Source organism: Paenibacillus sp. FSL F4-0097, assembly GCF_038593125.1.
Classification (GTDB): Bacteria; Bacillota; Bacilli; order Paenibacillales; family Paenibacillaceae; genus Paenibacillus_AQ; species Paenibacillus_AQ odorifer.
The window spans coordinates 945,748-959,466 of record NZ_CP151965.1 but is presented as its reverse complement, the minus strand read 5'-3'; the positions used below and the strand labels follow the sequence as shown (position 1 = coordinate 959,466).

Annotated in this window: 11 protein-coding genes and 2 tRNA genes; 7 read left to right on the top strand and 6 right to left on the bottom strand. The window is 45.3% G+C overall.

Features of this window, described 5'->3' with window-relative positions; all coding sequences use genetic code 11:
• Nucleotides 1-5: 5 nt before the first annotated feature.
• On the bottom strand, nucleotides 6-950 hold the full coding sequence (locus tag MHH86_RS04170) for an ABC transporter permease subunit (protein WP_305953532.1): 945 nt from the start codon (nucleotides 948-950) through the stop codon (nucleotides 6-8).
• A 644-nt stretch (nucleotides 951-1,594) separates the two neighbouring features.
• Between MHH86_RS04170 and bglX the strand changes: the two genes are divergently transcribed.
• From bglX to MHH86_RS04150, 4 genes are all read left to right on the top strand, one after another.
• Nucleotides 1,595-3,754 carry a beta-glucosidase BglX gene (gene bglX / locus MHH86_RS04165; RefSeq protein WP_076317263.1) on the top strand — a complete coding sequence of 720 codons (2,160 nt, stop codon included), beginning with the start codon at nucleotides 1,595-1,597 and terminating at the stop codon, nucleotides 3,752-3,754.
• A gap of 116 nt (nucleotides 3,755-3,870) precedes the next feature.
• A complete protein-coding gene (locus MHH86_RS04160) occupies nucleotides 3,871-4,839 on the top strand; it encodes a metallophosphoesterase family protein (RefSeq protein WP_076296119.1) in 969 nt (322 codons plus the stop codon).
• 186 nt (nucleotides 4,840-5,025) lie between these two features.
• The gene (locus MHH86_RS04155; RefSeq protein ID WP_036686897.1) at nucleotides 5,026-5,778 is read left to right on the top strand and encodes a 3'-5' exonuclease; all 753 of its coding nucleotides are present in this window, start codon (nucleotides 5,026-5,028) and stop codon (nucleotides 5,776-5,778) included.
• A gap of 176 nt (nucleotides 5,779-5,954) precedes the next feature.
• Nucleotides 5,955-6,707, top strand: a complete 753-nt coding sequence (locus tag MHH86_RS04150) for a MerR family transcriptional regulator (RefSeq protein WP_076317262.1) — start codon at nucleotides 5,955-5,957, stop codon at nucleotides 6,705-6,707.
• Between the two features lie 82 nt (nucleotides 6,708-6,789).
• Here MHH86_RS04150 and aroD read toward each other — a convergent pair whose 3' ends face one another.
• Both aroD and rbsK read right to left on the bottom strand, forming a co-directional pair.
• Entirely contained in the window at nucleotides 6,790-7,554 is a 765-nt protein-coding gene (aroD, locus tag MHH86_RS04145) for a type I 3-dehydroquinate dehydratase (protein WP_036686891.1), read from the bottom strand.
• Between the two features lie 61 nt (nucleotides 7,555-7,615).
• Nucleotides 7,616-8,551 (bottom strand): ribokinase, encoded by a 936-nt coding sequence (gene rbsK / locus MHH86_RS04140; RefSeq protein ID WP_076100571.1) that lies wholly within the window; start codon nucleotides 8,549-8,551, stop codon nucleotides 7,616-7,618.
• A gap of 250 nt (nucleotides 8,552-8,801) precedes the next feature.
• Here rbsK and glgP point away from each other — a divergent pair, with 250 nt between their 5' ends.
• Nucleotides 8,802-10,418, top strand: a complete 1,617-nt coding sequence (gene glgP, locus MHH86_RS04135; RefSeq protein WP_038568806.1) for an alpha-glucan family phosphorylase — start codon at nucleotides 8,802-8,804, stop codon at nucleotides 10,416-10,418.
• A 262-nt stretch (nucleotides 10,419-10,680) separates the two neighbouring features.
• The gene (gene katA, locus MHH86_RS04130; protein WP_036686886.1) at nucleotides 10,681-12,138 is read left to right on the top strand and encodes a catalase KatA; all 1,458 of its coding nucleotides are present in this window, start codon (nucleotides 10,681-10,683) and stop codon (nucleotides 12,136-12,138) included.
• A gap of 151 nt (nucleotides 12,139-12,289) precedes the next feature.
• On the opposite strand, the gene MHH86_RS04125 is transcribed toward katA, so the two are convergent.
• Nucleotides 12,290-12,484 (bottom strand): sporulation protein Cse60, encoded by a 195-nt coding sequence (locus tag MHH86_RS04125; RefSeq protein WP_036686883.1) that lies wholly within the window; start codon nucleotides 12,482-12,484, stop codon nucleotides 12,290-12,292.
• A gap of 396 nt (nucleotides 12,485-12,880) precedes the next feature.
• Between MHH86_RS04125 and MHH86_RS04120 the strand changes: the two genes are divergently transcribed.
• Nucleotides 12,881-13,336 (top strand): GreA/GreB family elongation factor, encoded by a 456-nt coding sequence (locus MHH86_RS04120; protein WP_036686880.1) that lies wholly within the window; start codon nucleotides 12,881-12,883, stop codon nucleotides 13,334-13,336.
• 211 nt (nucleotides 13,337-13,547) lie between these two features.
• Here MHH86_RS04120 and MHH86_RS04115 read toward each other — a convergent pair.
• Nucleotides 13,548-13,618: transfer RNA gene (locus tag MHH86_RS04115), tRNA-Gly, on the bottom strand.
• A 12-nt stretch (nucleotides 13,619-13,630) separates the two neighbouring features.
• Nucleotides 13,631-13,704 (bottom strand) — tRNA-Pro (locus MHH86_RS04110).
• Nucleotides 13,705-13,719 lie beyond the last annotated feature (15 nt).

Sequence of the window (13,719 nt, the reverse complement as noted above, 5' to 3'; positions counted from 1 at the left end):
TAGTCTTAGAACAAAGCGCTGTCCGGTTCTACCTTACGTACAATAAAGTTAACCACAAGCACCAGAATCAGGCCGAATAAGGATTGGTAGAAGCCCACTGCGGCACCCATAGAGAAGTTGAATTGTCCCACCAGTGAACGGAAGACATAGGTATCGATAATATCTGTCTGCGGATACAGTACGGAGTTCGTACCGATCAGATTATAGAAAAGGTCAAAGGATCCCTTGAGAATTCCACCCATACCGAACAGTAGAAGCAGAATAAAGGTTGGCTTCAGAATCGGCAAGGTCATATAACGGATTCGCTGCCAGGTAGTCGCTCCATCCATATAAGCAGCCTCGTACAGATCATGATTAATTCCTGTGATCGTTGCCAGATAAACAATCATTCCATATCCGGTACCCGCCCAGATCTTGAAAGCCACAATAATATATTTCCAGATGCCCGGATCGGAATAGAACTCGTAACGGTCTAGCCCCATTCCAGTTAACATCGTATTGATAAACCCGGAATTGAAATTGAATATATTGTAGGCAAACACACCGACGATAACCATGGAGATGAAATTCGGTAACAGGATAACGGATTGTGATATTTTTTTGAACCACTTGCCTGAGATCTCAGACAACATAATGGCAAATACTATTTGAATGATATTACCTAGAGCTAGAAAGACGATATTATAGAGCAGCGTATTCTTGGTAATATTCCATAGATCCCCATTTTGAACCAGAAACTCAAAGTTCTTAAGGCCGATAAAGTTACTTCCAAAAATCCCCTTATTGAGCTTGTAATCTACAAATGCGACGTAAGCTCCAGGCATTACAGCATAGTGAAAGATAACGAAATATACGATTACAGGCAGCAACATTAGAAAAAGAACTTTGTTCTTAATGACTTCCCGAACAATGTTTCCACCCACAAGCTTCAGTCTCGCCAAAGTGCCCACCTCCAATTTGAAAGATGCATTCAGTCACATGCATAAATTACCTTCCTTTCTTGTCCAGCAGCCAGAATAAAAACAGTTTGCCCAACCTTCATAAAAAAGTGTATCGAGCGTTGTAGAAACGTTTCCAGTGTTTCTGTAAAACTCTCTGTGTGAGAAGCATACTCCCAAAATGTATGCGCTGTCAATTTATTTTATTTTCGAATTACAAGTACTAAAGTTACACATTTCACGTAAAAAAATATAAATTAGCTGTTTTTCCAAAGGCGATTGACTTTTTTTGGTGTTCAGACTAATATCGAGGTGTATCGTTTGTGGAAACGTTTTTATACTTTTCTTTCATAGACATGTCAGTCTCCATATGTAACATCTTAATGATGCAATCCTCTTCTGATTTAATTCATGCCTCATCCCTGTATCCGAAGAGAGAAATGCTATGATTTTCACAACAATTGAACCTGATTATAGCTCAGGCCCATTCCGCATCTCGGAGCTGCGTGCCAGGAGAGTTAACGGTTCACTCCCATCCTTATCGCCTATATAACGTAAGCTTTGCAAATAAAAATCATGCTTACGCTGCCCGGCGGGGAACTACACATCTATTTAACAAACTAACTTTCGATGCGCTCACGAGGAAGGAGTTAACCATGACTAAAACGTTTATCCAAGATCTTGTGAACGATATGACCCTGGACGAAAAGCTGGCCCAATTAACCCAGCTAGGTCCTCACTATTGGGGTTTGGACGATACCGTGGATTTAACCGGACCATTTAAGGAACTGAACATTAAGCCGCAGGTAATGGAGAGTATCGGAAGTGTTCTTAACGGTATTGGAGCCCGGAATGTAATCGAGCAGCAGACCCGACATTTGCAAACCAGCAGACAAAAGATTCCTCTGCTCTTCATGGCGGATGTCATTCACGGCTACCGGACCATCCTCCCGATTCCGCTGGCCATGGGCAGCAGCTTTGACCTTGAAGCCTGTGAAAGGTTTGCCGAAATCGCCGCCAAGGAAAGTGCGGCTGCCGGTATTCACGTTACCTTCTCGCCCATGACGGATCTCGTACGCGACCCGCGCTGGGGACGCGTCATGGAGACATCTGGTGAGGATCCCTATCTGAATGCCCGTGTCACCGAAAGTATGGTGCGGGGTTATCAGGGCAAAGACCTAAAAGAAAAAGGACGCATCGCTGCCTGTGTGAAGCATTTCGCTGGTTACGGTGCTCCCGAAGGCGGACGGGAATACAACACAGTGGATATGTCTTCCGGCGTATTGCGTGAGTTCTACCTGCCAGCCTATAAGGCTGCCGTAGATGCTGGAGTGGCCATGGTTATGGCCGCATTTAATACCATTGACCGTATCCCGGCAAGTGGTAATTCCGAGCTTCTTCGCGGGATTTTACGGGAAGAATGGGGCTTCAACGGCGTTACCATCGCCGATTTCAATTCCGTTAATGAGCTGATTCCCCATGGCGCCGCGATAGATGGCCGTGAGGCAGCGGAGAAAAGTCTGGCTGCTGGGCTGGATATTGAGATGATGTCCACTCACTATCTAAACCACGGCGCTGCTCTGGTCGAGGAAGGCAAGCTTGACATCGCCTTGATCGATGAAGCCGTCATCCGGGTGCTGGAGCTCAAGGATGCGCTCGGCCTGTTCGATAATCCATTCAAGGATGCAGATCCGCTGGTGGATGAGGCTCCGAAACCTAGCGCGGAGCATCTGCAGGCCGCACGGGAGCTTGGAGCTAGCTCAGTTGTGCTGCTCAAAAACGACAATGAAGCTCTGCCCCTTAAACGTGGCATGAAGATTGGTCTGGCTGGTCCTTTCGCCACCTCCATTCATGTGCTGGGCGGTTGGGCCGGGACAGAAAAAGATCCGGCTGTATCACTCTACACCGGCATTTTGCAAAAAACATCTGCCGAAGATATACTTACGGCCATGACTGGTGAGCTGGGAAGCATGCTTGAGGGTGTTTTTGATGTGGAGGATGAAATCGAGGACGCCTACCAGCAGCTGAAGGATTGTGATGTAATTCTCGCCGCTGTCGGTGAGAATCAGCAGGATACCGGGGAAGGCGGAAGTAAATCCAATCTCCGCCTATCGGCCAATCAGGAGAAGCTGATCTGGCGTCTGAAGGATACCGGCAAAAAGATCGTCACCATTGTATTCAGCGGCAGACCACTGGAGCTGAAACCCGTTCTTGATGCCAGCGACGCTCTGCTGCAGGCTTGGTTTCTGGGTACAGAGTCAGGAAATTCGCTGGCCGATGTGCTGTTCGGAGATTATAATCCTTCCGGACGTTTATCGATGAGCTTCCCCTACTCGGTTGGGCAAATTCCTGTTTATTACAATGCTTATCAAACGGGACGTCCTTATGATCCTATGTATCCTAATGTGCGTTACGTTACCCGTTATCTGGACTGCCCGAATGACCCGTTGTTCTGTTTTGGTTATGGCCTGAGCTATTCCAAGTTTACTTACAACAGCTTCAATGTTGAAGCTGCGGATCGGGTGGTTGCCTCCATTGAAGTAGAGAATACTTCGGACATCGCCGGCAAGGAAACCGTTCAGCTCTATATCCACGACGTCAGCGCAAGTGTCGTGCGCCCGGTCAAGGAACTGAAAGGTTTCCAGCAGATTACACTCGCACCGCATGAGAAACAGGTGGTTTCCTTCGAAATCACCAGAGAAATGTTAATGTTCTACGGGAAAGATGATCAGTTGGTCTTCGAGCCTGGGGAATATGATATTATGATCGGTAGAAACTCTGGAGATCATTGCACTCAGCGGATCTGGATCGGCTGACCTGCGTATAGCTATGCTTCTAACGACGTCAGCCCTCAACGCCCTCTTGGCGCAATGAGTGGTTGGCGCCTCCACAGCTTGCTATTCAATATTCGATAGTGAGGGAGATACTTCTAATGAGACACAGTTTATCATTTCAGCAAAATGGCACTTTTAAAATCGTACAATTTACCGATCTGCACTGGATGGATGGAAGAGCTGAGGATCAGCTTACCGAAGCACTGATGGAACGCATTCTGGATGCGGAACAACCTGATCTTGTGGTTTTCACGGGAGATCTTATTTACACGGGTCCTGTATCACCGGGAAACAAGGCATGCGAGCACCCCGCACAAGCATTTCGTGAGGCTGTCGCTGCCGTGGAGAGATCCGGCATCCCTTGGACCTTTGTATTTGGCAACCATGACACAGAAACTCTGATTTCAAAAAGTGAACTGATGCAAATTGCCCTGGAACATCCCCACTGCCTGACCGAAGCCGGTCCAGAAGAGCTGGAGGGCTCGGGCAATTACACTCTTGAAATTAAAGATCAGGAAGACCACGCGGCCGCTATTTTGTATTTTCTAGACTCTGGCGGCTATTCCGAGTATGAGGATATCCCGGGCTACAATTGGGTTGGGCGGAATCAGATCAACTGGCTGACGGCTGAATCTGCGCGGCTGAATCCGAAGACTGCTGAGAACAGGCTGCCTGCCTTGGCTTTCTTCCATATTCCAATTCCCGAATATCGGGATGTCTGGTCTACACAAGTCTGTCATGGGCATAAGTTTGAGCGTGTATGCTCACCTGAGGTGAACTCGGGCTTATTCTCGGCTTTGTTGGAAATGGGTGATGTGCTTGGCACCTTCTGTGGACATGACCATATCAACGATTTTAGCGGCAACCTGTATGGCATACGTCTTTCTTATGGCCGTGCTACCGGCTACAATACTTATGGAAAAGAAGGCTTTATGCGGGGAGCACGCGTCATAGAACTGGTCAAAGGCAACCAAGACTTCAATACCTGGCTTCGTCTTGATGACGGATCTGTTATAAATGAACAGCCGATTCATATGCCTGAACCTGCTGCCGATTCAGGACATTAATCTTTTATAGGATTAAATTTAAATACTGATTAAATGAACCAGTGCGCAGATGTTGTGCTGGTTCATTTTTTTGTGCAAATATTAGCTTGTCTCCATATTCCCCATTACATCACTTTTTTTGTTAAAATAGAGAAGTCGACGTATTAAGCACTACAGCGTCAGTCATGGAAACGGAGGCAAGTACCTGTGGATTATATTATTCTGGACATCGAATTCAACGGCCGTAAGTTTGCCAGCGAGCACCCTATGGAGGTCATTGAGATTGGAGCCGTCCGGTTAGACTCTTCACTGCAGTATAAGGATGAATTTTCTTCCTTGATCAAACCTATATATTTCTCCACCCTGAATTCCTTTATTAAGAAAAAAACCGGTATCCCTCAAGAGGAAATCGACATTGCCGCCCGCTTCCCCAAAGTCATCACTGCTTTTAGAGAGTGGCTTGATCTAAGTACAGATGGAGTTCTGCTGCTTACCTGGGGTGGCGAAGATATGAAGCGAATCATTCAGGATGTGCGCATGCACAAGATGGACGAATCCTACTGGATGTCCGCTACGTATTTCGATTTGCTCAAAGGAGTTCTACGTGCGCGTGGTCTTAGCAATGATGTCAGCGTGGAAAGCGCGATGGCATTGTTTGAGCTTGAGCCTACTGGATCTGCACACCGGGCGCTGGATGATGCACGGATGACGTCAGAGATCTTCCGCGCCGTGTTTAAGGATCTGGATTTTGAACGTTCACAGCATTACGTAGATACCTTCTCCAATGCCAAAGAACGCAAAACAGTTAAGGTAGCCATTAAGGCAATGACCTCACAAAAAATTGTACCTACCTGGGACCTTGTCGTTGAACACTACTTCTCAGACAAAGCAACCCTTGCGGACCCTCGCAAGCTGGAGGAATTGCACAATTATTTCACAGCACAAATGGGCCATAAATAAATTCAGGCAGCAGCAAAGTCCAACATTATAGACTTATTCATAGCAGCGGCAGACTTCCCCATGATCATTCAGAGGGTAGCTGCCGCTATTTTGGGTATGCTAAAAAAACCATTTGACCTTCACGTTACGTAAAGGTGTACATTTGATTTGTAGGAGGTGATACTACGGAATACACAGTGCAGAAGCTCGCAGAGTTAGCTGGAATCAGCACACGGACCCTGCGCTACTACGATGAGTTTGGCATTCTTAAGCCGGCGAGAATCAACTCTTCAGGGTATCGTATCTATGGCCGTACCGAAGTAGATCTACTACAGCAAATTTTGTTTTATCGGGAGCTTGGCTTAAGTCTGGAACGTATCAAGGCTATTATGACAGAGCCCTCATTCGACGGAGCCAAAGCGCTGCGGGAGCATCATGACAAGCTACTGGAAAAAAGACAGCAATTAGATCTATTAATCGCTAACGTCGAAAAGACGCTGGCTCAAAAAGAAGGGAGAATTACCATGAGTGATACTGAAAAATTCGAAGGCTTTAAGCAAAAGCTGGTAGATGATAACGAAAAGAAATATGGCCAAGAAATAAGGGAGAAATACGGAGATGACACCATTAATCAATCCAACCAAAAGCTTAAAGGGATGACAGAAGAACAATATGCAGCTATACAACAGCTTGAGGAAGAGATGTTCGAAACGCTCTTGCAAGCGATGGAGCATGGAGATCCTGCCAGTGTATTGGCGCAAAAAAGTGCTGACCTACACCGTGAGTGGCTCTCCTACTATTGGAATTCCTATTCCAAAGAAGCTCATGTAGGTGTTGCACAATTGTATGTTGATGATGAACGTTTTACCGAATACTATGACAAGCGCCACCCTGGACTCGCTGCGTTTCTAAGAGATGCCGTACATGTATATACGGGAAAAAATGCGTAAGCGCACGAACAATACTTTAAAATAGAAAAAGGCATCCGGATATTCCGGACGCCTTTTTTTGCGGCAATATCAACAGCAGAAATCACAGACTGCGGTGCAGCAGTGACAATGTATTCCGAAGCTCAACCACAGCTACCTGTCCAGGTGCAGAAGGTTTATCTGCAGCTCCGAAGGTAAGCGCTGAACCGAAAATTTCACCAGCTAAACGGCTGATCACCCCGGCTCCCGCCATAGACATCGTTATAATTGGGCGGTCTGCATATTTTTCCTTCATGATGTGTGTAGCTTCCAGCAAAGTTAGCACATCGCCTGCATCTCGGGGCATAACGGCAATTTTGGGCAAATCCCCGCCAAGCTCCTGCGCCTTGCATAACCGCGAGATGATCTCCTCTTTAGGAGGTGTTCCCTGAAAATCATGATTTGAAATAATGACAGATACATTATGAGTATGAGCAGCTTCGACCAATAGCTTTACATCCTGCTCATCATTAAATAATTCAACATCTATTATATCTACTAGACCGCTCTCGGCAGCAGCTTTATTCAGTGCTGTGTAATATTCCGTGCTGACTTGCTTCTCTCCGCCTTCTTTTGCACTCCGAAAAGTAAAAATCAGCGGCAGATCTGGAATCACAGAACAGATTTCGCTTAGTGCGTTCTTAACAGAAGCAACGTCTTCCACTTCAGCAAAAAAATCCGTCCGCCACTCCACCAAATCAGGTTGCAGTACTTTCAGCGCTTCAGCTTCCTGCTTCAGCTCAGACAAGGTCGCTCCAATTAGCGGAACACATATCTTAGGGATTCCTTCGCCGATGATCACATTTTTAACGGTTACTGTTCTGCTCATTATTTAAGCTCCTTATCCTATCTCATCTAGTATAGATCTTGAGTATCCTGTACTGTCTATTCTACAGCGATTTACGATTTAGAAACTGCTCGACCTCGGACAACTGCGGCAATGAAGGGATCGCCCCTTCTTTCCCTACAGCCAATGCACCTACAGCATTAGCGAAGCTCACGGCTTCCTCCAAGGTCTTTCCTAAGACTAACTGCTGGGCTAATGCGCCATTAAATGAGTCTCCGGCAGCAACTGTATCTACCGCCTTTACCGGGAAGCCTGGAACAGCCTTGGCTCCTTCAGCATTCACAATCAGAGCGCCTTTTGAGCCCAAGGTTACGATAACGTTCTGTACTCCTTTTTGCAGCAAAATACGGGCTGCCTGCTCAGCAGTCTCTGCGCTATCCACAGTCATTCCGGACAAAATCCCGGCTTCTGTCTCATTAGGTGTCAGGTAAGATACCTGAGCCAGCATCTCATCCTTTAGCACTCTAGCTGGTGCAGGATTAAGGATCACCGGAATCCTCTTACGATGGGCAATCGCAATCGCCTGCTCACTCATCGCCAGATCCATTTCAAGCTGCAGCACAATGATCTTAGCCTGGCTAATCACAGCCTCCAATGCCTGAATATCCTCTACCGTAAGCTCAATATTCGCTCCAGGTACCACGATAATCCGATTTTCTCCATCTTCTTCAATAACGATCGAAGCGACTCCTGTTGCCTGATGTTCACTTACAGAAATATGCTCTATATGAATGCCTTCATTCCTGATAATCTCCAGCATTTCGCTACCAAAGGTATCTTTTCCAACTCTTCCGATCATACTAACCTCTGCATTCAGACGTGCTGCGGCAACGGCCTGATTTGCCCCTTTTCCGCCAGGAGATAGAGCAAAGGCTTGTCCAATTAGGGTTTCTCCAGCATCCGGTGACCGTTTTGTACGTACCACCATGTCCATATTCAAGCTTCCAATCACAACTATATCCAACTTAGACACCACCATTAATTATTTCTTCAATCTCTTTATCTTAGGGGCTTCTGTCCACTTTATCAATCAATTCCGCTCAATTGGATTCAAAATGGTTGTTTTCACCAAATTGACGTTATGCTTTTATTCATCGAGTGTGCTAGAATAGTGGTGCAATCGCTTCCACAATGATTGCCTGCACTATTTTGAGCAAACGTTTGCACCTAAGATAATGCCCGCAGCTTCACTGCAATTTAATCTAATCCGTGATTAGGAGGCTTATCAAGTGAACGAACAAAAATTACCGTCAGTCGCTTATTTTAGTATGGAGTACGGGCTGCATTCCGATTTCAAAATGTATGCCGGAGGTCTGGGCATTCTTGCCGGAGACTACATTAAGGGTGCAAAAGATATCAACGCCCCTATCATCCCTATTGGGCTGAAGTGGAAACAAGGTTACACGGACCAAAAGATTGATGCAAACGGCAATCCGTACGACTCCTATCACAATTATGTTTATGAGTTTCTTGAAGATACAGGGGTTAAGGTAACTGTTAAAGTCCGAAAAACCGATGTGGTATGCAAAGTATGGAAAACTGATTATTTTGGCAACAGCACATTGTATTTACTGGATACGGATATCCCCGAGAATAATGATGCCTGGATCACAGGCCAATTGTATGGTTGGTTCGGCGAGGAACGGATCGCACAAGAGATCGTGCTTGGGATTGGTGGAGTCAAGGCTATGCGTGCGCTGCAAATCCCTATTGATGTCTATCACTTCAATGAGGGTCATGCGGCTCTAGCGGCTATCGAGCTAATCCGTGAAAAAATGTCCGGAGGCCATACCTTCGAAGAAGCTTGGAAAGCGACTCGCGAAGAAGTAGTATTCACTACCCACACACCAATCAAAGAAGGCAACGAAACCCATCCTCTCGACCGACTTGAGTATATGAGTGCGTTCAACGGCTTAACCCGTGACCAGATGGAGCGGATCGGCGGCGAGCCATTTAATATGACGGTTGCAGGTCTAAGGCTGTCACGTATCTCCAACGCAGTTGCCCAGCTACACGCCGATACGGCTAATAAAATGTGGAAGGAAGTAGCCGGAAGATCAGAAATTATAGGCATTACTAATGCCATCCATACTCCTACCTGGGTAGATGAAAGAATGACGCATGCCTACGAACAAGATGGCGACTTATGGGCAGTGCATAAAGAGATCAAGGGCGAACTGATCCAGTTCATCAAAGAACGTTCCGGCATTAGCCTAAATGCTGACAATCTACTCATTGGCTTCTCACGCAGAGCAGCTCCATATAAACGAAGCGACCTGATCTTCTCGCAGCCAGAAATTATCGAACCTTATCTGGAGTCTGGAAAGATACAAATTGTATTCTCCGGCAAAGCGCACCCACTCGATGATAACGGTAAAAAAATCGTCAGCAACCTAGTAGCGATGATGAAAAAGTATCCAAAGAGTGTGGTGTTCCTCGAGAATTACGATATGACGATTGGCGCCCAGCTGACGCGCGGTGCTGATATTTGGCTCAACAATCCACGCAGACCACTGGAAGCCAGCGGCACCTCCGGGATGAAAGCAGCAATGAACGGTGTATTGAACTGTTCTATTCTGGATGGCTGGTGGCCGGAAGCCTGCATCGATGGTGAGAATGGCTGGCAGATTGGAGACGGCTTCGAAACTACAGACTTTGAGGTGCTGGATAAGCATGATAGTGATGCACTGTACGACACCTTATTGAAACGTGTGCTCCCAACCTTTTACGAGAATCGTAAACAATGGGTACAAATGATGAAAAAGAGTATCGAAACCACCCGTACGGAGTTTGCCACCAAAAGAATGCTAGATGAATATTACAACAGAATGTACATTAAAGCCTAAGTACAAGAACCGAATATCTTCTATATCAAAAAATGCAGCGCACCCCTCCAGTGATGGTAGGGATGCGCTGTTTCTTTTTTAATTCTGCTAAGCAATTAATCACTTTGTCTATCATATATATCTGAATGTGCCAACGATGTAATGACGATTCCCACATATTGTAATGTGCCAATTATTTAAAAAGTGTTGCAATTTCTTTAAAAAACATTAATATAGAACTTATACTAAATCTAAAATCAAATCTCATGAGGTGATTCTATTAATGAGCTCCAATAATAATAATCTTACAACCAGCTGGGGTGCTCCAGTAGGCGACAATCAGAATTCAATGACAGCCGGTGACCGCGGTCCCACTTTGCTGCAAGATGTCCATCTGCTTGAGAAATTAGCCCACTTTAACAGAGAACGTGTTCCTGAACGTGTCGTTCATGCTAAAGGTGCTGGCGCTCACGGGTATTTTGAAGTTACAAAAGATCTGACCCAATACACAAAAGCTAACTTTTTGTCTGAAGTAGGCAAACGTACACCGTTGTTCATTCGTTTTTCTACTGTAGCTGGTGAATTAGGTTCTGCTGATACCGTACGCGACCCTCGTGGTTTTGCCGTGAAGTTCTATACTGAAGAAGGAAACTATGATCTCGTAGGTAACAATACGCCTGTATTCTTCGTTCGTGATGCGATTAAATTCCCGGACTTTATTCATACACAGAAACGTGATCCACAGACACATCTGAAGAACCCGAATGCTGTATGGGACTTCTGGTCTTTATCGCCTGAATCTCTGCATCAGGTAACGATTTTGATGTCGGATCGCGGAATTCCAGCTACGCTGAGACATATGCATGGGTTTGGTAGCCATACCTTCAAGTGGGTAAATGCCGAGGGTAATACAGTCTGGGTGAAATACCATTTCAAAACAGAACAAGGCATTAAGAATCTAGATGCAGACCTTGCTTCCAAAATCGCTGGGGAAAACCCGGATTATCATACAGAAGACTTGTTCAATGCTATTGATAAAGGAGATTTCCCTGCTTGGAAGCTCTACGTGCAAATTATGCCGATCGAGGATGCGAAGACTTACCGTTTTGATCCATTTGATGTAACAAAGGTCTGGTCACAAAAAGATTATCCGTTAATCGAGGTTGGCCGTATGGTATTGGATCGCAATCCGGAGAACTACTTCGCTGAAGTAGAACAAGTCACATTCTCTCCCGGCTCTTTCGTTCCTGGTATTGAAGCTTCGCCGGATAAATTGCTACAAGGCCGTCTGTTCGCGTATGGTGATGCACACCGCCACCGGGTTGGCCCTAACCACAACAGCCTGCCTATCAACCGTCCAAAAGTAGAAGTGAAGAACTATCAACGTGATGGTGGCATGGCCTTGGGCAACAATGGCGGTTCCGGAGCCTATTACGAGCCTAACAGCTTAGGTGGACCAAAAGAATCACCGCAGCATAAAACATCGCCGTTCGAAGTCTCCGGATATGCGGATAGTGTCGCCTACAATAGTGACGATCACTATACACAACCAGGTGACTTGTACCGTCTAATGTCTGAAGAAGAACGTACCCGTCTAGTTCAAAACATCGTTGGCGCTATGACTCCTGTTGAAAGTAACGATATCAAACGTCGCCAGATTGAACATTTCTTTAAGGCTGATCCAGACTTGGGACAGCGTATCGCATCCGGTTTGGGTCTATCCGTACCAGACGGAATGTAAGACTGTAAATGCACTTATAAACTAAAGAGGACCTTTGCCCGTAGATGGGAAAGGTCCTCTTTTTACTAATTAGCTGAAAACATAATAAATGATGACAATCACAACGCACAGCGTAGAGACAATGGATAGACATGAAAAAAACGTGTTCCAGTTATTGCCTTTCATTTGTCTTATACACGACCAGTATAGTGGTTCTTTGGTGCTCTGCCCCATCACGTGATGATTTAACTACCGAACCGTAACAGATATTCACAATCTGTTCCTCCCGTAGTCCTGCCAGGAACTCATTAGCTTTATTCTCTGCATAAGAATTATCAGCATCTACAAACTCTTTAACTTGAATCATCCTGATCTCCTCCTTTAATAAATTAAGTAGTTATTTTATAGTTCTGGAATCTATATGTGAACTCAACGAAATGTACATGGCGTATCACTCCCCAGGTAACAATTAATGTAAAAATATCTTCAAAATACAGTATAGGCATTTCGCAGTTTTCTACGAAATGCCTATGCATCAGCCTATCATAGCACCCAAGTATGTAATAGTCAAAGGTTTTCATTACAATATTTAGAAGGTTTTAATTCCCCTTTTAAAATGGATTGGATTTACAAATAGAAGCTGGTATACTGATCAGAAGGTCTCCATTGGGGGACCTCTATTTGTATAGGAGGGATTTTAAGATGGCAACACACCATAACAAGTTTACAAGGAATGTGCTACTTAGAGGGGGTGAAATCTACTATGAACCATAGTCTTATCTATGAAGGCTCACGGACACAGCTGCTTCAGCAGCTTATCTATTTTGATGAAGAAAAAATCGCATTTCTAAATCAATACTTTCCGGTACGAAGCAAGGATAGAAGCAATGCTGAAACGCTGTTGTCCCGTTATTGCTCTGAGCTGGAACAATTACTAACTGAGTTTAATGGTGAAGATTTAAATTCTCAGGTCTTTATCGGAAGCCAGTTGCAGCTTCGTTACTTGGACGATAATACTACAGATATCTATACCATCGTATTTCCTAACCAAGCAGAACCTAACGATAACAAGATTTCTATGTTGTCACCTATAGGCATGCAGTTGCTGCTGGCTGAGCTCGGCAGTACTTGTCAGCTAGCGATTCCTTCAGGTCAACTAGAGGTGAAGATCGAAAGTATTAAGTTCGTGAATAATGGTGAGGTAGGCGTTCTTATATAAGGACGATCCCTTATAAACCCACTACAGCAGCGTCCCTTTCCTATATTAAGGAGGAGGACGCTGTTCTATTATTTAAGCCTCCGTAAGAATGTCCAATTCCCTTTAACACAGGTCCCTCCCTAAATAAAAATCTCTAGTCTCTATTGTATCCATACATGCTTAGTTACACAAAAAAACACCCGCCTAATACCGGCAGGTGTTTCTCATTATAAGCGGGTGATGGGAATCGAACCCACGCTATCAGCTTGGAAGGCTGAAGTTCTACCATTGAACTACACCCGCAAAGGTATAAAATCGGGATGACACGATTTGAACATGCGACCCCCTGGTCCCAAACCAGGTGCTCTACCAAGCTGAGCTACATCCCGTTAACAATACTATAA